This window comes from Fulvivirga sediminis (genome assembly GCF_016757215.1).
In the GTDB taxonomy this organism is placed as follows: domain Bacteria; phylum Bacteroidota; class Bacteroidia; order Cytophagales; family Cyclobacteriaceae; genus Fulvivirga; species Fulvivirga sediminis.
The window spans coordinates 43,673-64,950 of record NZ_JAESIY010000007.1; the positions used below are offsets into that span (position 1 = coordinate 43,673).

General features: G+C 36.9%; 17 protein-coding genes. 9 read left to right on the top strand and 8 right to left on the bottom strand.

Annotation, left to right across the window (positions count from 1 at the left end):
• Nucleotides 1–81 precede the first annotated feature (81 nt).
• Nucleotides 82–2,328 carry a S9 family peptidase gene (locus JL102_RS13390; RefSeq protein WP_202244929.1) on the top strand — a complete coding sequence of 749 codons (2,247 nt, stop codon included), beginning with the start codon at nt 82–84 and terminating at the stop codon, nt 2,326–2,328.
• Between the two features lie 85 nt (nt 2,329–2,413).
• Here the strand turns inward: JL102_RS13390 and JL102_RS13395 are convergent, their stop codons facing one another.
• A complete protein-coding gene (locus tag JL102_RS13395; protein WP_202244930.1) occupies nt 2,414–3,142 on the bottom strand; it encodes an RDD family protein in 729 nt (242 codons plus the stop codon).
• Between the two features lie 35 nt (nt 3,143–3,177).
• Between JL102_RS13395 and JL102_RS13400 the strand changes: the two genes are divergently transcribed.
• The 8 genes from JL102_RS13400 to JL102_RS13435 all read left to right on the top strand — a co-directional run bounded on the left by JL102_RS13400 (nt 3,178) and on the right by JL102_RS13435 (nt 11,608).
• Complete coding sequence (locus JL102_RS13400; RefSeq protein ID WP_202244931.1) at nt 3,178–4,983, top strand: stage II sporulation protein M; 1,806 nt, start codon at nt 3,178–3,180, stop codon at nt 4,981–4,983.
• A gap of 3 nt (nt 4,984–4,986) precedes the next feature.
• Nucleotides 4,987–5,715: a DUF4129 domain-containing protein gene (locus tag JL102_RS13405; protein ID WP_202244932.1), complete on the top strand. Its 729-nt coding sequence runs from the start codon at nt 4,987–4,989 to the stop codon at nt 5,713–5,715.
• Nucleotides 5,708–6,904, top strand: coding sequence for a DUF4350 domain-containing protein (locus tag JL102_RS13410; RefSeq protein ID WP_202244933.1), 1,197 nt, complete (start codon nt 5,708–5,710; stop codon nt 6,902–6,904). The genes JL102_RS13405 and JL102_RS13410 overlap by 8 nt, the downstream gene beginning before the upstream one ends.
• Nucleotides 6,901–7,893, top strand: coding sequence for an AAA family ATPase (locus JL102_RS13415; protein ID WP_202244934.1), 993 nt, complete (start codon nt 6,901–6,903; stop codon nt 7,891–7,893). The genes JL102_RS13410 and JL102_RS13415 overlap by 4 nt, the downstream gene beginning before the upstream one ends.
• The gene (locus tag JL102_RS13420) at nt 7,890–9,218 is read left to right on the top strand and encodes a DUF58 domain-containing protein (RefSeq protein WP_237390587.1); all 1,329 of its coding nucleotides are present in this window, start codon (nt 7,890–7,892) and stop codon (nt 9,216–9,218) included. Before JL102_RS13415 ends, JL102_RS13420 begins: the two co-directional genes overlap by 4 nt.
• A gap of 282 nt (nt 9,219–9,500) precedes the next feature.
• Nucleotides 9,501–10,532, top strand: a complete 1,032-nt coding sequence (locus JL102_RS13425) for a serine hydrolase domain-containing protein (protein WP_202244935.1) — start codon at nt 9,501–9,503, stop codon at nt 10,530–10,532.
• Nucleotides 10,533–11,027, top strand: coding sequence for a MepB family protein (locus JL102_RS13430; protein ID WP_202244936.1), 495 nt, complete (start codon nt 10,533–10,535; stop codon nt 11,025–11,027).
• Nucleotides 11,024–11,608, top strand: a complete 585-nt coding sequence (locus tag JL102_RS13435; RefSeq protein WP_202244937.1) for a hypothetical protein — start codon at nt 11,024–11,026, stop codon at nt 11,606–11,608. Before JL102_RS13430 ends, JL102_RS13435 begins: the two co-directional genes overlap by 4 nt.
• Nucleotides 11,609–11,853: 245 nt before the next feature.
• On the opposite strand, the gene JL102_RS13440 is transcribed toward JL102_RS13435, so the two are convergent.
• The 7 genes from JL102_RS13440 to JL102_RS13470 form a co-directional block, all read right to left on the bottom strand.
• Complete coding sequence (locus JL102_RS13440; protein WP_202244938.1) at nt 11,854–12,459, bottom strand: HAD family hydrolase; 606 nt, start codon at nt 12,457–12,459, stop codon at nt 11,854–11,856.
• A 693-nt stretch (nt 12,460–13,152) separates the two neighbouring features.
• Nucleotides 13,153–15,192, bottom strand: a complete 2,040-nt coding sequence (locus JL102_RS13445) for a glutamine--tRNA ligase/YqeY domain fusion protein (protein WP_202244939.1) — start codon at nt 15,190–15,192, stop codon at nt 13,153–13,155.
• 96 nt (nt 15,193–15,288) lie between these two features.
• Nucleotides 15,289–16,005 (bottom strand): tRNA threonylcarbamoyladenosine dehydratase, encoded by a 717-nt coding sequence (locus JL102_RS13450; protein WP_202244940.1) that lies wholly within the window; start codon nt 16,003–16,005, stop codon nt 15,289–15,291.
• Nucleotides 16,002–16,676 (bottom strand): TatD family hydrolase, encoded by a 675-nt coding sequence (locus JL102_RS13455; RefSeq protein ID WP_202244941.1) that lies wholly within the window; start codon nt 16,674–16,676, stop codon nt 16,002–16,004. Before JL102_RS13455 ends, JL102_RS13450 begins: the two co-directional genes overlap by 4 nt.
• Nucleotides 16,677–16,950: 274 nt before the next feature.
• Nucleotides 16,951–17,355 (bottom strand): response regulator, encoded by a 405-nt coding sequence (locus JL102_RS13460; RefSeq protein ID WP_202244942.1) that lies wholly within the window; start codon nt 17,353–17,355, stop codon nt 16,951–16,953.
• Nucleotides 17,356–17,360: 5 nt separating this feature from the next.
• On the bottom strand, nt 17,361–19,583 hold the full coding sequence (locus JL102_RS13465; RefSeq protein WP_202244943.1) for an ATP-binding protein: 2,223 nt from the start codon (nt 19,581–19,583) through the stop codon (nt 17,361–17,363).
• Between the two features lie 291 nt (nt 19,584–19,874).
• Entirely contained in the window at nt 19,875–21,155 is a 1,281-nt protein-coding gene (locus tag JL102_RS13470) for a serine hydrolase domain-containing protein (RefSeq protein ID WP_202244944.1), read from the bottom strand.
• Nucleotides 21,156–21,278 lie beyond the last annotated feature (123 nt).

Below are 21,278 nucleotides of genomic sequence, written 5' to 3' on the forward strand. Positions count from 1 at the left end.
AGAAATACGGGTAACTTGGCACAACCACTTTTTTTATGTAAGAATTTAATTTTCAACTAATTATAAATAAAATAGTATTATATGAGAAAGTATAAGTACTCTTTATGCATGTTTTTCATGCTAATAGCAGCTTCTATCTCAGAGGCGCAACAGGAGTATTCCAACCTTAGAGACGCCTTATTTTCTAATGGCAAATTAGCGGGAGGCAGTGGCCCTCAAAGTATCAATTGGATTGAAGGAGGAGACCTCTTTTCTTTCATTGATACCGGAGACGATGGCCAACCGGAAATAAAGTCTTTTGATCCTAAAAGTGGAAAAAAAGAAATGATTTTCAAGGCTGAAGGTATTAAGTTTCCTGGCAGTGATGAGGCTTTTGCTTATGAATCTTTCCAATGGTCTGAAGATTCTAAATACATCCTTTTTCAAACAAATTTTCGACCTGTATGGAGAAGATCAGGCATCTCAGATTTTTACTTCTATTCGGTAGCAGACAAGTCATTAAAGTTAGTAGCTAAAGACGCCCAGACGGCAGAAATATCTCCAGATGGGTCTAAAGTAGGCTTCGAAAGAGGAGGAAATCTGTTTGTATTTGATTTCAACTCTCAAAAAGAAACTCAACTTACTTTTGATGCTGAGGAGTATTTTTATAACGGACGTTTTGGATGGGTATACGAAGAAGAATTTGGCCTGGCTCAGGCTTGGTCTTGGTCTCCAGATAGTAAATTCATTGCTTTCTGGCAGTCAGACGAAAGGGAAGTGCCTATTTTTCAAATGACGGATTATGCCGGTCAGCACTCAGAATATGTAGATGTGCCATACCCTAAAGTGGGAGATCCTAACCCTGAAGTTAAAATAGGAGTGCTGGATGTTAACGCTAAAAAGAAGGTATGGATGGATGTGCCGCTGGAAGGCGGTTACATCCCTAGAATCTACTGGACAGCTGAAGCTGCCCAACTAGCGGTAGTGCAAATGAATAGAAAACAAAATCATTTGAAACTGTACCTAAATGATGTTAACTCTGGTAAGGGAAAAATCATTATGGAAGAGAAATCTGAGCAATGGATTGATGTTTTTGACTTCTTTGCAGGCATCAATCATTTATTTTTCTTTCCTCAAGATAAAAAGGAATTCTTCTGGATTTCTGATAGAGATGGATGGAGCCATATTTACAGGTATGACTATTCAGGCAAACTCATAAATCAGGTAACGAAAGGCGACTGGGAAGTTAGTAGAGTAGAAGCAGTAGACTCTAAAAACAGCACTATATATTATACCAGTACAGAAGTTTCTCCTTTAGAAAGACACCTGTATACTATTAAATTTAACGGTAAGAGCAAGAAGAAACTGACACGCACAGAAGGCCATCATCATTTGAATGTAGCTCCTAACGGCAAGTATTATATTGATAATTACAGCAATATTTCTACACCAAAGCAGGTGGAATTATGGTCCGCCAAAGGCAAACTAATAGAGACTTTTGAGAATAATAAAAACGTATCGACCTATGCTGATGAACACTATTATGCTCCGAAAGAACTGTTTAACTTCACCACAGAAGATGGGCAGAAGTTAGATGGATACTTAATCAAACCCAAAGACTTTGATCCTAACAAGAAATACCCTTTACTTTTAAATATTTACGGAGGGCCAGGCGCACAGTCGGTTTATAATGAATATGCTACCAATGCTTGGGAGCAGTATCTATCTCAGGAAGGTTACATTATAGCTAGTGTAAACAATAGAGGTTCTGGTGGTTATGGAAGTGATTTTGAAAAGGTAGTGTATCGTAATTTAGGAGAGCAGGAGAGTGCTGACTTTGTGGCTACGGTAAAGCATTTAGCAACTAACCCTTGGGTAGATGGCGATAAAATGGCCATTAGAGGACACAGCTATGGTGGATATATGTCTAGCTATACCATGCTTAATCATCCTGGTGTATTTAAAGTATCATTAGTAGGAGCTCCTGTTACTGACTGGAGATTATATGATAGCATTTATACGGAGCGCTATATGGATTTACTTAATGAAAACAAGGATGGGTATATTGCAAGTGCTTCTTCCGCTGCAGCTGCGGGGCTAGAAGGTAAGATGTTTATCGCACACTCTACTATGGATGAGAATGTGCACTTCCAAAATACTATGCAGCTTGTAAAAGCGCTTATTGATAACGGAAAAGATGCTGATTTGAGAATCTACCCTCCAGGAGCACACGGAGTAGCTTATAATACCATGAGCTATATACTTTTATATGCTCAGTACGTAGATTATCTAAATATGAACTTAAAAGGAGATTTTAACACCTCTGAGGTGAAATCTTCAGTAGAATAGATGATGAAAAAAGGCCGTCAAAATCAATTTGGCGGCCTTTTTTACTTTCTATATTCAAAAGCCAGTGAAAATAACAATTTGACGCTTATCTGGTAAGCACTACGTAGTCATTAATGAGTGTTTTCAAAAAGTCAACATCATTCATCATCACCTGATCAACGTAGAGCCTTTCTTTTGCACTTTTAGCCATTTCTTGCAAAGCTTTTCTGTGAGCAGGATTCGGAAATTTCTTATACCTATCGATGACGTTCTTAATTAATAACATATGCTCTTCAGAAAACTTCCTCACCTCAGGAAACTTAGGCTCATAGTTATCTATAGAATTGATTTTTATGATATCACTAAACTGTAATTTTTGAGATGGCTTTATCTTAATCACGGTGGTCTCTGCCGCCATATCGCCTAAGCGCTGGCCCTTATTAGAGCTACTTACAAATATGGAAGCTAACGCTCCTAGTGAGAAATAGATATCAATCATTCTAAAAACCCACCTGAGCATGTAGTCACTGGATCTTGGTTCGTCTCCATTGATTTTTACCACTTTCAAATCCATGGCCTTCTTCCCTAAGGATTGACCATTATTCAAAACCTCCATTAATATGGTATAAAATAAAAAGATAGGGGCCAATACCACATAGTAAACATACTGCATGCCCAGACCCCGGGAGAAAATAATTACACCAAGCGTAATAACGAAACCACTGACTACGATTACCAGAAAGTCTATAACAAAACCAATAATCCTCTCTCTAAGCGAAGCAATTTCAAATTCAATGCTTACATTTTGTGTGGTGTTAATTTCAATTTTTTGCATATTGCCAGCTCAAATGTATTATTTTACCTTTCGTAATGAAGGAAACAAAATTTATTGAGCAAAATAAGGAAAAATGGTTGAAGTTTGAGCAATTACTTCGCTTGAAAAAAAGAGACCCTGACCAATTAGGTGATTTATTTATCCAAATTACCGATGATTTGTCATATGCCAGAACTAATTATCCTAACCGATCTATCAGGGTTTATTTGAATAATCTGGCTCAGCAGCTGTTTTACAATATTTATAAAAATAAGAAAGAAGGCAAAAACCGACTGGTGCGTTTTTGGGCAGAAGAACTGCCGAGCATCACCTACCATTGCAGAAGAGAGTTGTTACTGGCCTTTATGGTCTTTTTCCTGGCCTTGGCTATAGGCGTAGTATCAGCGGCTAACGATGCTGAGTTTGTAAGAACAATACTGGGAGATTCTTATGTGGAAACCACTTTAAGTAATATAGAAAATGATGACCCTATGGCCATCTATAAAAGCGCCAATGAGGTAGATATGTTTCTGGGTATTTCTTTTAATAATGTCTTAGTAGCTTTCAGAACATTTGTTACCGGTATATTCTTTTCTTTAGGTTCTATTATTATCCTTATGTTTAATGGTATAATGGTTGGCTCTTTCCAGTATTTCTTTTTAGAACGAGGACTGGTGGCAGAATCTATGCTTACCATTTGGCTACATGGCACCTTGGAGATTTCCTCTATTGTAATAGCTGGTGGGGCCGGCATAGTACTGGGCAAAGGCTTTGTTTTTCCTGGCACACATTCCAGACTAAGAGCTTTCCAACAGTCCGCCAGGCTGGGGCTCAAGCTTCTGATAGGAGTAGTGCCTATCATAGTTTCTGCGGCCGTAATAGAATCATTTCTTACCAGATATACTGATGCTCCGGCCATCATAAAATTAACTTTAATAATAGCTTCGCTGGCATTTATGCTGTTTTACTTTGTATGGCTCCCGTATAAGAAGTACAAAAACGGAACTATTAAGCCTATCAAGGATACTAGCTCAAAGATAGATGACTACTCGCCTCAAAATATCCAAGGGGAGATTTATAAGGTTAATGAGATCTTTAGGCATGCCGTGGTAGTTTATCTTAAATTATTTAAAAGCTACTTTTTACCATTACTAGGTATAACCGTTGTAATAGTGGGTGCCTATGCCTACACTTTGAAAAATGTGATCAATGCCGGCTTTGTACAGGTAAATTCCTTTGTGCTTACTAAAATAAAGCAATTGCTGGCCTATCAAGATTCTCCCTTATTGTTTTTTATCAATGCAATATTCTTTGCAGGCATTACTTTCCTCATTCTATTTCATGTATGCAGGTATTTTGAATACCACGTTAACCGAAAACGATTAGTGATAGCCAGTATTACAGGGGCCATTTTGGTTAATCTACCCTTCTTCATAAACGGCTTCTTATCTTTCCTCTTTTTTATAATTCTACTGCCGGTAGTCCTGCATTCTATGATTATATACATTCAAGAAAATATTAGTTTCACGGCCGCTATGTCATCTTTCCGTAAGTCTTTTAATATTAGTTCAGGACGCATCTTGGGGCTGCTTACGTTGTTATCTTTTATTACCATAGTATTTTTGTTTCTGATAGATTCTCCTTTTATGAGTTTTTATCTTGATTTTGTAGAATCTAATTTTAGTTTTGAAGGTGATCTTACTTATTATGTTATTTTAGCCTTGAATTTCTCTATGTTAATTATAGGCATAGGACTGATATTTCCTCTGTTTGCTATAGGTGTATATCTTCAATACTTTACACTGAGAGAAATTAGTACAGCAGATTATTTACTAGAGCAAATAAGGGCGTTTGCCAAATAAGCAATGAACTTAAAGTATTTATATATTTTTTTAGCGATCATATTTTTTGCGCCATGCACTTATGCTCAAGAGTCTACCACCTTTGACCGTGAAACCTGGGCTGATATTACCAAAGATATAGACTATAATGGTGCCGATAGTGAGAATACTCGTACCAAAGAAGGTAGAGGTAATGAAGGATTGGAACGAGAAAAAGCTATTGAATTCGAAGAATCAACTCCCTCTTCTGGCAGTTTTAGCCTGCCTTCATTTGGAGGTCAAATATTTCAGTTTATAATGATTATAGTCTTCGTAGCGCTATTGGCTTTTCTTATATATAAAATATTGGGCGGTCAGCTGGGTATGAGTAATCCAAAAAATAAAAAGGATAGAGGAGAGGCGGTTACTATAGAAGACCTCGAAGAAAAACTGATGGAATCTGACCTGATGAGATGGTTGAAAAAGGCAGTTAGTGAAAAGAACTACAAGCTGGCTCTCCGTATTTACTACCTGATGATTATAAAGGAACTTGCTCAGCGTGGCCTTATCAAATGGAAAAAGGAAAAAACCAACTTGGAGTATCTTATGGAAATGAGAGACCATAGTACTCATGGTCAGTTTGAGGAATTGACAGGTATTTATCAGTTAGTTTGGTACGGAGATAAAGAAGTAGGAGATAAGTATCTGATTGAAATGAGTCATAAGTTTAAGGCTTACTTTCAATATTTAAATAACAGGGAGGCTCATGACTAGAAATATTTCCCTGATTATTATAGGCGTAGTTTTAATTGTAGTATTTGTTTTTTTCTACTTTACTAATGACCGAAAAAAGCACTTTAACTGGTCAGAAAACTATAAAATAGAAAGCCAGCAGCCCTATGGTACATATATTTATCATGAACTATTAAAAAGGCACTATGGTGATAATTTTAGAATAATTAATAACCCAATAAGGGACAGCATTAACTCTAATACCAAAGATGCCCTATATATACTCATAGGCCAGGGCTCTTACTATACAGAAGAAGATGTAGATAGCTTATTGGCCTTTGCAAATGCAGGAAATGAGGTGTTTATATCTACTACCACTTTCCCTTTTGACCTGGCTAACATGTTAATCGATGAAGACTGTGGCTCCATAAGGTATTATACAGACTCTAAAATTAACATGAGCCTAAGTGATAACGAAAGTCAATTTGCGTATGAGTACATAAGAGATCGTGAGCTCTTTGATTATTACTGGATGTACATGGATAGTATAGATTGCTCAGGAGGAAAAGTTTTAGGCTATTTAGCAGGTGATAAGCCCAATTTTTTAGAGATAAATCATGGCTTAGGAAAGGTCTATTTTTATACATCTCCTTTGGTATTTACTAACCTGTATCTTAAAAGAGAAGAACTATTAACCTATGTAGAAGAGGTGTTTGAACAGACTGAGGGTAAGTACTTGTATTGGGATGAATATAGCAAGATTCCTTTTGCCAATAATGAAAGTAAGGATAGCCCTCTAAAATACATACTGTCACAACCTCCCTTGCAATGGGCCTGGTATCTATTATTGGCTTCAGTGATTATTTATTTTATTTTCTATGCCAAGAGAAGGCAAAGGATTATACCTGTGCTAGAAGAAAATAAAAATACAACCATACAATTCGCTGAGACTATGGGATACCTTTATTTTGAAGAACAAAACCATAAGCGAGTAGCAGATCATGCATGGCAACTGTTTCTTTCTTACATAAGAAATAGGTATTATATACAATTACAAAAGATCGACCAAGAGACCATAAAGAAGATAAGCTTAAAATCTCAAGTACCACCACAGGATATTGAAGCGATAGCCAAACACTATGACAGGCTGGATTTCAAGGTCGAGATAAGTGCAGAAGACCTTATGGCCTTTCATAATCAGATAGAATTATTTTATAAAAACAGTAAATGATGGAAGAAAACGTTTTTCAGGATCAGCCGCAGCCTGATGATAATTTATTGAAATTCAAGAACAACCTTTCTGCTGTGAGGCAGGAAATTAAGAAGCTGTTGATAGGTCAGAATGAGTTAATTGACCTCATGATGGTATCATTGTTTACTCAAGGGCATATATTATTGGAAGGTGTGCCGGGGTTAGCTAAAACCATGGGAGCAAAGCTGTTTGCTAAATCACTTTCTGTTAATTATAGTCGTATACAATTCACTCCTGACCTTATGCCTTCTGATGTGGTGGGTACTTCGGTATTTAACATGAAGGAATCAGAATTTAGGTTTAGCTCAGGGCCGGTCTTTTCTAATATTGTGCTCATAGATGAGATTAACCGTGCTCCTGCAAAAACACAAGCTGCTTTATTTGAGGTAATGGAAGAGAGGCAGGTAACCGTAGATGGAAAGACCTACCCTATGGAATACCCATTTATGATCATAGCTACTCAAAACCCCATAGAGCAGGAGGGAACTTATAAATTGCCTGAGGCTCAGCTAGACAGATTTTTGTTTAAAATTAAGCTCGACTACCCTAACCTGGAAGAGGAAAAGATTATCCTGAGAAGGTTCAGGTCTGATTTTTCTCAAGAGCTGATGAAAACGGTAAACGCAGTACTCACGGCCAGTGATATCAAAGAAGGAGCCAATTATGTAGAGAATGTGCATATCAAAGATGAGATCCTGGATTATATCGCCAACATTATTTATGATACCAGAAACAATGGAGATCTGTTCTTAGGAGCTTCTCCAAGGGCGTCTTTGGCTCTTATGAGAGCAGCTAAGGCAGTGGCAGTAATCAACGGAAGAGACTTTGTTATTCCTGACGATGTGAAGTTTGTGGCTAAACCAGTGCTTAATCATAGAATTATACTTAATCCTGATAGAGAGCTGGAAGGAATGGAGCCTGAAGACGTGATAGAAGAAATAATCAAGAAAACAGAAGTACCTCGTTGAAAATTAAAAACTTATATCTACCTTTCCGATTTTTCGGAGGCCTAGGGGTTATTTTTGTCCTTTTTATCCTCGGGTTTCCGTTTTATTTTTTCTTTCCCCTGGCTCATACAGTACTGGTGGCTTTTCTGGTATTAGTTATATTGGATATTATCCTGCTGTTTAACAAAGGAGTAAGTTTTAATGCGGAAAGAAGCACCTCCCGACTGCTTTCATTAGGGAATGATAATGATGTTAAAATCACTGTAGCCAATCTGTCTTCAAGGTCCTTCGACCTTTTTCTGATAGATGAGCTGCCTTATCAACTACAAATAAGAGATTTCGGCAAGAGCCTCCATCTGAAAGGAATGGAGAAGAAAAGGCTTGTCTATCAGATCAGACCTTTGGTGAGGGGGAAATATGATTTTGGAGAGATCCATCTATATATTACTTCTAAAATAGGACTGGTTCAGAGAAGGATTAGCATTCCGGTGCAGGAAGAGGTGGCTGTGTACCCGTCAGTAATGGATATGAAGAAGTATGAGCTGAAATCAGCTATGAGTACTACTATTAACTTCGGGATAAAGAAAATTAGGCGAATAGGGCATAGCTATGAGTTTGAGCAAATAAAGGAATACACCATAGGTGATGATTATAAGAGTATGAATTGGAAGGCTACTTCCAGAAGTAATAAGCTTATGGTTAATAATTACACCGATGAAAAATCACAGCAGGTGTATTGCCTGATTGATAAAGGGCGGTATATGAAAATGCCTTTTAATGGCTTGAGTTTGCTGGATTATTCCATTAATTCAAGTCTTATCATAGCCAATACCTCTTTACAAAAGCAGGATAAGGCCGGCTTGATTACTTTTTCTGATAAAGTGGAGAGTGTGATCAGGGCAGACCGAAGCCGGAATCAGCTCAAATTGATTTTAGAAACCCTCTATAAAGAAAAGGAGAGCAGGCTGGACTCTAACTATGAGTACCTATATAGCTCTGTGAAAAAGACTATCCGGGGTAGAAGCCTGATCTTTTTGTTTACCAATTTTGAGAGTTTAAATTCTCTGCAGCGTGTTTTGCCGGTGCTTAGAAAACTCAATAAATCACATCTTTTGGTGGTTATTGTGTTTGAGAATAAAGAGCTGAGAGACTACTATCAGCAGGATAAGGAGAACCTGAAAGATGTATATTATAAGACCATAGCTCATAAAATAGCCAATGAGCGTGAAATTATAGTGAGTGAATTAAGACATTATGGTATTCAGCACATCTTTACCAGACCCGAAAACCTATCTATCAATGCTATTAATAAATACCTGGAGCTCAAGAGTAGGGGAATGATTTAGTACCTAAATCTCCAGAATTGGAAGCCATATCGATATTCTACCTGAGATCTCACCGTTCAATTAGAAATGTATGAACAGTGAGATCCTAATTCTTTGCTCCAACTAAAATCAAACTGTCTTCATTATTGAACTCTACGAGCAAATGAGCGGTAATAATTGGATCACCTTCCATGTAGGTAGTTCTTCTTTATGAAGAATAATGAGCTATCCCTTTAAAGTAAACAGTTTGATTATTAGTTTTTTATATAGATTTTAGGAGACAGAAAGCAACCCTAAATTCTCATGGATAAAAAGCAATTACAGCGCTTACTAAGGATCATTTTACCCATCGGAACAGTCATATCTTTATTTTTTGTACCCTGGCCATTGGTTTGGGCGTGGATCTTACCATTGCCTTCTACAATTCCCGATCAGTTAAACGAGGCAATTGATCATGGTTTTGACGGCATTATAGTTTATGTAGACCAAGCAGGAAAAGAGTCTGAATTTTATGCGGCAGGTTGGCATAACCGAGCCGAAAAAATCCCAGCTCGTACTGATGCCTTATTTAAAATTGCTAGCATAGGAAAGCTCTATGATGCTGTGGCTATCACCAAATTAGTGCATGATAGGCGTCTGGATTTGAGTAAATCGGTGGCACATTACTTTCCGGAATTGACTGATAGAATTGAATATGCAGATAGAATCACTTTGAGCATGTTAGTGCAGCACAGAAGTGGAATTCCTAATTATACCAATACCGCTAATTTTTGGATTGATCCACCTAAAAATAAAGTACAAACACTAGCCAGAATACTGGATTTACCCTCTAATTTCGAACCAGATACTGATTACGAATATTCAAATACTAACTATTTGCTGCTTACCATGCTTATTGAAAAGGTGACGGGCCATAGCAAATTTCATTACATTAAGGAATCCATTTTATCTCCACTTGGTCTGGAAAATACTTATGGCTCCATCCATGACGTGGATATGAATGCAGTAATGAGTGGCTACTACGTAGGGGTAGAAGAAGATATTAAGGCCACGGATTATGGATCTATGCTGGCTACTGCAGAGGATGTAGGAACGTTCTTAAGAGCTTTAAATGATGGTTCTGTATTTCGGAATGGAGAGCAGGAAATTTACTCATCATTATATAAATATAATCATACCGGGCTGATTCCTGGTTATCAGAGTATAGCCGAATATCATAAAGACCTGGATATGGTGATGATTCAGTTTGTCAATACCACCAATTTTGATGGCTACACCTGGAATTTATCAGAGATAGTGTACAATAGAATTGTGAAAATTATTAGTAAGCGTTAGATGTATCCGACCATTTCTTTTGTAAAATCAGCAGTTTATGATGTACTTGATTATAAGATTAGCCACTATAATGAAGAATTAGAGAGTAAAGATTATGAAGCCTGTCGGTTTAAGTTAAACGGTGATAATATAGTTAGTAGAGCAGCCAAAATTACTCCCAAAAAGGCAGGACAGTTCGTTACTTTTTGGAAGCGAAATAGTGAGAGTATTATAGAGCCATTGAACCAATCTGATGATATTGACTTTTTTGTGATCAATATAACTTATAGAAAACAACGGGGACAGTTCGTTTTTCCTGGCTCAGTGTTAATGAACAAAGGCATTATTTCTACAGAGTCTAAAGAGGGTAAGAGAGCTTTTCGGGTGTATCCGGTGTGGGATACGGTATTGAATAAACAAGCAGAACGCAGTCAAAAATGGCAGCTGAATTACTTTTATGAGATCACCGCGTCCACTGACTTAGAAAAAGTGAGGCTTTTATATAGAAATCAATGAATAAAGACATGTTAGTACTTAAAGGAAAAACAGTTTTTATAACTACCCTTGTTACAATAGGGCTTACCATCTTAACGGTTTACACTTCTGGTATTAACTATAATAGATCACTTTCGGCTAATCTGTATATTTCTTTGAGTGTGATTTCGGTAGTCATATTTATCTTTCTGAGTATAGCACTGTATAAAGGCATCCAACTCGTTAATGATTACCCGAAGTTTAAGAATTTTCAACCAGGCATGTGGTTTAGTGATTCAAATATTCCGGAAGTAGGGGATATTGATACAACTGAAGGAATTGGTGGATGTTTACTTTCCATCCTGAGTTGGATTGTAATGTCTATAGTAATGGTAGTACTTCTCATTGTTTTTGAAGCCATATTTTGGATATCTCTATTTCTCATATTTGCTTCCCTATACTGGATATTTATTCGGGCTCTTAAATTGGCTGTGAAAAAGTCTGTTGCTACTAAAGGAGACTTATCAGCCTCAGTATTAAATAGTTTGGGATATACCTTATTGTACACCGGTTGGCTCTTTGCTATAGCTTTGATAGTTGATTTGGTGAAGCGATTTATTTAATACTAGTAAGAATTGTAGTTTATAGGTAGTTATAACATAGAGCTTCCGCTCGGAATAAGATAAGTGGATTGTTCGTCGCGACAATGCAAGGGCAGTATTTCATGAATGCAAGTTTGTGCATAAAGCAAGAATTTGAGCTCAAGCTCAAGTTATATATGGGTAGTAGCGGATACTACAACCGGTTTAAGCCTAATAATGATCGTCAAGTAATATTGAGCAGCTTTAATAGCTCAGCAATAATATACTTAATCTGAAGCAGATTCTAATGGCATAACTTCACCATCATCAACATAATAAGCCTTTTCAGCTTCATACAGAATGGGCTCTTTATCATCAGAATAAGCTTTTATTAATCTATAATCTGCGGGAGCAACTTCGTTTAATCGTTTAACTTTAGCCTTACCATTACATGCTTCACCTATCACTTTATAAGTACCATTCTTATAAGAAGTACGGGTGCCGTGCACTTCTACTGGTAGAATCTTTTCTAAATATTTAGTGTAAACTTCAAAGCCTCCGGTAATAATATAGACCAATGTTCCTTCTTTATGGTGTTTTTTAATATCTGCCACCATAGACTTATGGAAATAATCAGGATATTCCATGCCCCAAAACTGCTCTGCATATTTTTCTATTTTTTCAGGAGGCATATTGTCGAGATAATTATAGAAATTCTCCTTGAAAAAGGTTTTGCCTATCACATCTATGTTATTCAGAAATTTTAAGGCAGTAAGCTGAAATAGGTGTGGCAGCTTATATCCCTTCTTGTAACAGATAAATTTGAAAAATTCGTCTTTCGAAGATTTATGATATAGAGTCTCGTTTAAGTCGTATACTACTATTTTTGTCATATATGGTTCAGATAGATTTTTATTTGCTTGATTCTAAGAGGCTAACACTTAAGAATGGTATAGGTTTTATATTATTAAACACCTAAGAAAGGTGAATGGTAGCACTATTTAGTTGAAAGCATTACAGGAGAGTTATTAAGTGTCAACTACGCTTACCTTTTGATTTTTTTATTTCTTAATATCATTTAGATATTGATTTTTCTGTACCATAAAATATTACTTGGAAATTGATAGATGACAGACTAGCGAAGTATACATGGGAAGATCCTAATTTAATTAATGACATAAAAAATCATGTATTAAAATAGATGATACTAACTAAGAATTAGAAAAAGAGCTTAATATCCTTTTTGAAATGGAGCCTATTCAAAGCATGTATATTTAGCTGAAGCAAACGGTCTATCTTATGTTATCAGGAAGCATTTAGCACCCCCTTTTAAATTATGATAATTCTTCTAAAGAATCCGTTTTGAGTGTAGGAATCCCATAACAGGATATTATATCTTATCAAATAGCAAAGAGTTTGTTAATTAGTTCAAAAGATATTTCCTCGGAGTAACAGATTGGAATTAAATTTCTTATGGAATTATTCGGGTAAATTTTTCTTAAAAAAAAAGCATCTAGAATATTCTAGATGCTTTTTTCCTAATTTATAATAATGGTGAAATTCGATTAATCAAATATCTCCATTCTTTACCCCAGCTTATTAGCCTCTTCAGCTAATAGCTCGTTGTTATCTTCCGCTCCTTTGCTGATGAATTCATTAATGCTGTCATTACGTTCCTGGCCATTTTTAAGTAAAACGCCTAAGCTTATCATTACACCTATTCTTGTTCCTACTTTCTTAGCAGCAGTGTTAAATAGTGGCTCCAGCTCATCATAAGTAATTTCTTCTGCCAGCTTTTCAATATCTGCTCGGGCAGCTTCCAGCTTCGCACCAGATAAGTTAGTGTATTTTTTACTTATCTTTTGCATCTCATTTAAAGCACTTCTTTGAGCCTGAGGCTGATTCTTATTCGCTTTGGGCTGAGGTTGGTTTTGAGCTTTTTTCTCTGACTGTTGCTTAGCCCATGAGTCTCTTAAACCAACTGTTTTATTGAAAATAAGATGTTCTGCAGAGGCATTTTTATCTAAGGTAAAATAGCCCAATCTCTGAAACTGAAATTTATCTTCTAATTGTGCTTCTTTCAAAAATGGCTCTAAATAGGCTTCTTTGATTATATTAAGAGAATCAGGGTTTACAAATTCCATAAAATCTTTGCCCTCATGGCTATCCGGAGCCTCATCTAAAAACAGACGGTCGTACTCACGAACTTCTGCCTTCACCGCATGAGCTATAGATACCCAATGCAGCGTACCTTTTACTTTTCTCATACTCGCTTCAGTACCACTTCCTGAGCGTGAATCAAGGTCGCAAGTACAATGGATCTCTGTGATATTTCCATTTTCATCCTTCACTACAGACTCACCTTTGATGATATAAGCACTTTTTAATCGTACTTCTTTCCCTAAAGATAACCTGAAGTATTTGCTATTGGCCTCTTCTTTAAAATCTTCACGTTCTATGTAGAGCTCCCTTGAGAAGGGCACCTCATGAGTTCCTGCTTTAGGATCCTCAGGGTTGTTCTCAGCTTCGAGCATTTCTACTTTATCTTGAGGATAATTAGTAATCACCAGCTTCACCGGATCTAACACGGCCATTACACGTGTAGCCGTTTTGTTTAAGTCTTCGCGAATGCAAAATTCCAATAAAGACACATCGGTAACACTATCACGTTTGGTGATACCAGATACTTCGCTAAATTTTTTTATAGATTCAGGTGTATATCCTCTTCGTCTTAGGCCTGAGATAGTAGGCATGCGAGGATCATCCCAGCCAGAAACGGTTTTGCTCTCTACCAATTGCAGTAATTTACGCTTGCTCATTACCGTGTAGCTCAGGTTACGTCTGGCAAACTCACGCTGCTTAGGTCTTTGTTTATTATCATCATAAATCTGATCCAGAAACCAATCATAAAGCTCACGGTGAGGTTTAAACTCCAGAGTACAGATAGAATGAGATATTTGCTCTATATAGTCAGATTCTCCATGAGCCCAATCATACATAGGGTAAATGCACCATTCGCTACCTGTGCGGTGGTGAGGTTTATTTACAATACGATAGAGTAGGGGATCTCGCATAAGCATGTTAGGAGAGGCCATATCTATTTTAGCTCTTAGCACGTAAGCACCTGCCGGATATTCTCCATTTTTCATTTTATCGAAGATCTCCAGATTTTCCTCTACGCTAGAATCACGATAAGGGCTTGGAGTACCTGGTGTAGTAGGTGTACCTTTCTGCTCAGCCATTTTTTCTGCTGATTGAGGATCTACATAGGCTTTCCCTTTTTTTATTAGCTCGATAGCCCAGTCATATAACTGCTGAAAATAGTCAGAAGAGTAGCATTCCTGTGCCCATTGAAAACCCAACCATTGAATATCATTTTTGATGGCGTCCACATACTCCTGTTCTTCTTTAGTAGGGTTAGTGTCATCAAAACGAAGGTTTACTGGTGCATTAAACTTATTTCCTAGTCCAAAATTAAGGCATATAGAGGCGGCATGGCCTATGTGTAAGTAGCCATTGGGCTCTGGAGGGAAACGAAAGCGAAGGTTTTCTTTTGGCAGTCCGTTGGCCAAGTCTTCTGCAACAATTTGTTCTATAAAATTAAGAGATTCTGAGCTGTCTGTCATATTAATATTAAAATTGTAAAGCAAAATTAGTCCAATTGGAAAGAAATACAAGTGCTAAAACCTTCATTTCAAAATACGCTAAATATTATCTGCTAACTATTTCATCAACCTCTTAATTACCTCTGCGGCCATGGTCATACCAAACATAGCCGGCATATACGAAATAGTGCCGTAGAATGATTTTTTATAATTGGAGCCATCCGTGAGTTTTAAAGAATCCTTTATCTGAATCTCTTCAGAGTATACACATAATACCCTTTTAGTCACTCCTTTGCTCTTTAGTATTTTTCTAAGCTGCTGAGCAAATTTACACTCCTTGGTTTTACTGATGTCAGATACCTTTATTTTGGAAGGGTCTAGCTTACCACCAGCCCCCATAGAAGAAATGAACTTGCACTTCATCTTTCTTAAAGTCAATATCATAGATAACTTAGGCACAAAGCTATCAATGCAGTCAAGCGCAAAGTCAAACTGATTTTCTTGAAGAAAGGAAGCCATTACGTCAGGCTCCATAAAATTATCAATTACCTGGACTTGTAAATCAGGATTGATATCTAAAAAACGCTCCTTCAGTACATGGGCTTTTTGCCTTCCTACAGTAGAGTTCAGCGCTTGTAACTGCCTGTTTTTGTTGGTGGGATCTACTTCATCACCATCAATAATGGTGATTTTACCTACCCCGGATCTTACCAGTGTTTCTGCGGCATAGCTACCTACACCTCCTAAACCGACCACTAAGAGGTTGGCTCTCTTTAATTTTTCTAATGATTCGGCACCTATTAGTAATTCGGTGCGCTCTAACCAATGACTCATTTACTAAAAAATTCCTTTGCGTTACTATTCATTTGCCGGCATAGATCAATTTCATCTATACCTGTAATTTTTGATAACTGCGAATATACATTCTTTATGCTTACATTAGGCATGCTATCCGTCTCTAAAAACAACTTACCGTGTGGCAATTCATGAAAAAGGCTTTCGTAGCGCTCTGGTTTAACAGTAGGCATAATAGAAAGGTAAAACCCTTGATCTATAAGCTGTTGCGCTAAAATAGCATGCCTTCCATAACCATGTACACACCATTTTTTTATTTTAGGGAATTCTTTTTTTATATGGATGAGCTGGTCATAAGCTCTTACACAATGTATAATTACCGCTTTATTTAGCTCTTGAGCTAGCGCCAGCTGGCTACGTAATATATCCATTTGCTTGGTCATGTCAGGACCTTTTAAATTGTCTAATCCCATTTCTCCCATGGCCAGACAGCGCTCATCTCGCAGCCATTGTTTAAGCTCCTGCTTTTGTAGCTCATCAATAGGCCTTTCTGTCCACCAAGGGTGCATACCTACGGTGTAATACTTCTTTTCGCGGTCTTTACCTGGGTGAATAGACACAATCTCCATCACATCTTCTTCATCTACATGGCGCATACTGTGAGTATGAAAATCGAGATAGTGCTCGCTAGTGAAAATAGAATCGTTCATATTACAATAACAAAAATAAAATAGTATAGATATTTATTTTTGATTCGAACCATTCAAGCTGCCTGAATGAAATAAGCGCGTAAACGCGAAAGAGTAGGGAAGCGTAAAAAAGAAAGGCCGCAACTATATTGCGGCCATATTTATTTAACTAATAATTCCATTGCGAATTTCTTGCTGATACAATTTTTAAAAGTTATTTATTTAACTTCTCTTATAAATCTTTTTCGTTTATATACTTCATAAGACAAAATGATTAATAAAATAATCAGCTACATTATGCGGCCGGATTTCTATGATGCCTTAACCAAAAATCGCAAATATCTTGTACTAATACTTTTATTTGACTGAAGCCACCAGGTTTAGTTACATAGGCATTTGCCCCTAATTGGCAAGCCTTTTGAATATCTCTAGGGTTCTCAGAAGAAGAAAGCATAACTACCGGGATATGCTTAAGAACATTAGAGTCTCTTAACTCTCTAAGAAATGAAAATCCATCTTTATCGGGTAAATCAATGTCTAACAGAATCATTTTAGGCAAAGAAACTTCCATATTACTTAGTGCCATTAAGGCATCTGCTGCCAGCCCATATATACCATATTCTATATTTTCTTGGTTTTTGAGGGCTTTTGATAAAAAGAAAGTAAAGTCTTCGTTATCTTCAACACAAACTATATCCATCTCTTTTATTTATTAAATGTAACTTTAAAAATTGATCCATTTCCTACTTCACTGGTAACCTCCAGGGTGCCATTGTGCTTTGAAACTAGTTTCTTAACTATACTTAGTCCCACTCCTGAACCCTTTATGCTGGAGTCTTTGTTTGCCCTTTTAAATAATTTGAAAATATGTTCTATACTTTGTGATTCTATGCCTACACCGTTGTCTTCGATGTAAAATTCAATTTTATCTTCGTATTGTTTATTGTAGATTTTAACAAAACAATCAGCGTTTTTGTTTTGGTATTTAACGGCATTTTCTATCAAGTTAAGAAATATTTGAAATAACATCACTGAATTACCGCTAACGTAGGTATCCTTCGCTAATTGGTTGTCTATAAAGCAATCATTACTATCTTTAGTTAACTGAGAAATTATATTTTCAATAATATCATAAATATTAACTTTTTTAAATTCCACTTCTCCCTGAGTAGTCTGAGCATAGTTCATCACCTCTTTGATCATATTCTGCATTAGCTTAGTGTTAGCTAATGCTTTGTTAAGGTAAAAACTGTCTTCAAGGTCAATTTCCTCTTCTTCTACGTATAGCTCTAGATAGCTATGTATATTATTCAAAGGTGTTTTTAAATCATGAGAAAGCGTATAGCTAAAAGTATTCAGTTCTTCATAGGCCTGCGTAAGCTTATAGTTCAGCCTGCGCATTTCATTGGCCTTTAATTTTAAGTATGCACTGATTTTATCTTTCAGTAGAGTAGCCGCTTCTATTTCATAGGGTCTCCAATTCTGAGAGGTACTAGTAACAGTATTTTCCCATTTTTCAAAAGAAGTTCTGGGAGATAATGAATAGTGACCTTCATCACCTTGAGAGATTACTTTATCGGGTTTACCAGCCCATGATACGCTTTCGAGCTGTTCTGGTTTGAACCAGATTATACACTCTTTGAGCTCTCTGGAAATAACAATGATCATCATACCACTGGCCAGCTCTTTTAGTTCTTCAGCAAAAGGAAAAATCTTAGCCAGTGATGACGTATGAAAAATATCTTCATTGATATCACTTTCATAAAAAGCTTCAACGATTCTTAATATATCCTTCGGCTGAGGGGTATCACCTACTGTTGTTATTTCCTCCTGCATGCACAAGGCAGCACCCTGAGCTTTGCCGATAGATAGTAAATTGACCTGATGACCGCTTAGGCCTGTTCTCAGGTTCCAGTCTTCCCTTATCTGCTTATCCAGTGTATCTACTATTTGTTCATTTTCAGCTCTTTTTGATGATAATTTTTTTTCTGTTTTCAGCTCTATCATGTTAGAAAGGTAGCTGGATATTATTTCACTGGCTTTTCTGGTTTTATAATCAATGAACTTTGAGGAGTAATTATGGCAAGAAACTAGTCCCCACAATTTTCCATGGCATATCAGTGAAATGGAAAAGGAAGCTGAAACACCCATATTTTTTAAATACTGGATGTGTACAGGAGAAACAGACCTTAGTTGGCAAAAACTTTGATCAAGAGTAATATTTTGATCTGAAAGTATATTTACTGGTTCAGAGAAAACATTTGCTATATGACGAGTCTTATTTTTTACGTATAAAACCCTAGCTTGGCGAGGAATGTCGGTAGCCGGAAAATGCAGTCCCAAAAAGGTTTCCAAATGACTTTCTTTTGCTTCAGCCACTACTTCGCCACTCCAGTCATCATCAAATTGATAGATCATGACTCTATCCATTCCTAATAGCTCCTTCAACTTAATAGTAGTAGTAGCAAGTATATCCCTTAGGCTTTTATTCGCTATGTTAAGGTGAATAAGCACATCCCCTAAAAAGGAGTTAATTTCTAAGCCCTTAGTTTCAGATGAGTCCGGCTCAAATTCTAAAACAATAAAATCGGAACTAATGTGGGTTATGAGATTATAGGGTACACCATTTAAGGTAATGTGATAGGGGTTATAACCATCAAAATTTTCGGTTCTTAACTGAGTATTTAAAAGCTCTATTAAGGTGCTACCCGTTACGGAAGTGTCTATTTGCTGATCTATTACATCTATTCTTTTACCAAGTAAAACACCACTAAATAATAGCTTAACGTTTTCACTTACATATCTAATGCAATAATCTTCTTTGCTTACAGCCAATAAATATCCGTGAGACTGAATAGATCCTATTAAGTGAATCTTTTCATCTTCACAATTTTTTATGGCTTCTTTTATCATGTTATTTTGAGACATATCTTATTTCAAAATAGTAGTATTCATTTTTCAATTTATAAGTATACTTAACATGTCCAGCAGTAAATGGTTTATTCAACGCTGTTTTCCTCTTTTGGATATGATTACAGAACCCGGAAAAATAGAATAATATAGCAACAAAAGGGTAATAAGATTTCTTAAGCTATTGCCATTAGATTAATAATACACCACAAATTAGATTAGTTTTTTTACCTAAAAGCCATGCTCTTGGTTTTGTTGAAAAAATGCTTCACTAAAGAAATTATAAGACTTGTTTTAATCAAAAACCTATTACGACTTACTGTAAGAACCATACACCGCATCTCTAAACATTTTATGCACTTTTCCCTGGAATGGAAATACCTGTACAAATAATACCACTGTTAGTTTGTTTTTAGGGTCTACCCAAAAGAGTGTGCTAGCAGCGCCATCCCAGAAAAATTCTCCTACCGTGCCGTTGTTCTCTTCTACACTGTGAGGTGGTTCTGTTCTTACAGCAAAGTCTATTCCGAAACCCACTTGCCCTTTGCTGGGTAGCCACAAGCTGTCTTGCACAGCAGGAAGATGGTTAGTAGCCATTAGCTTCACAGTTTCAGGTTTTAGTATAGTAGATCCTTTATATGACCCACCGTTTACTAGCATTTGAGCAAATTTCATGTAATCATCTATGGTAGAGGTGAGACCCCAGCCTCCAGGAGTAAGGGCCCATTGGTCATAATTAACAGTGTGAACATCTTCATCAGAAACTCGAGTAAGGCTGCTATCAGTTTTATAATAAATGGCAGCAACTCTTTCTCTATCCATTTTAGGCACAAAATAGCGAGTGTCAGTCATACCTAGCGGGTCTAATACGGTCTCTTTCATATATTGAGCAAAGGGCTTTCCGCTAATTTTCTCCACCAAATAAGCTTGGACATCTACAGAAATACCATATTCCCATCGCTCACCTGGCTGAAAGCCTAGCGGAATTTGGCTCAACCTATTTGACATTTCTGGCAGAGGATTATTCAAATTTCGTAAATCCGCCTCTTGATACGTTTGATCTAACCCAAAGTCTGCTCTGGTAGAAAAGCCCGCTGTATGTCTTGTTATATCTGCTATAGTTATAGGCCTTTTCAGAGGCTCTAATGTTCTTTTACCCGATGCGTCCACCTTTGAAATCACCTGCATATCACCGTATTCTGGCAGATAAGAGGCTAAGCTATCATCTAATTTAAATTTACCCTCTTCGTAAAGCGTCATTAAAGTGGTGCCTTTAATAGGCTTGGTCATAGAATAGATGGTGGCAATAGTATTTCTGTTCATAGGCTTTTGCGCTTCACGATCAGCATAGCCTACCGCGTTGAAATATACTTCCTTGCCATCTTCATAAATAAGGGCAGAGGCTCCCGCCACTATGCTATCATTGATGAATGATTTGAGAACAGCATCTAACCGCTCTTTGGCGGCATCATCTATTACCAGATTTTGTTCTGAGACATTTTTCGCTGTAGTTTCTGACTGCTTTTGCTTAGGGTTTTGGCAGGCTGCAAATAAGATTACGAGTACAGCACAGGTTAAGATCTTTTTCATGGATAGTAGGTTAATTCTGATAAAGCTATGGATATGCTGGATTTTATGCAAGTACTACATGCCAAGCATATAGCTGAAATAAGCGGTTCATTGAATCATCAGTAAAAGGATTTGCCGCTAGAG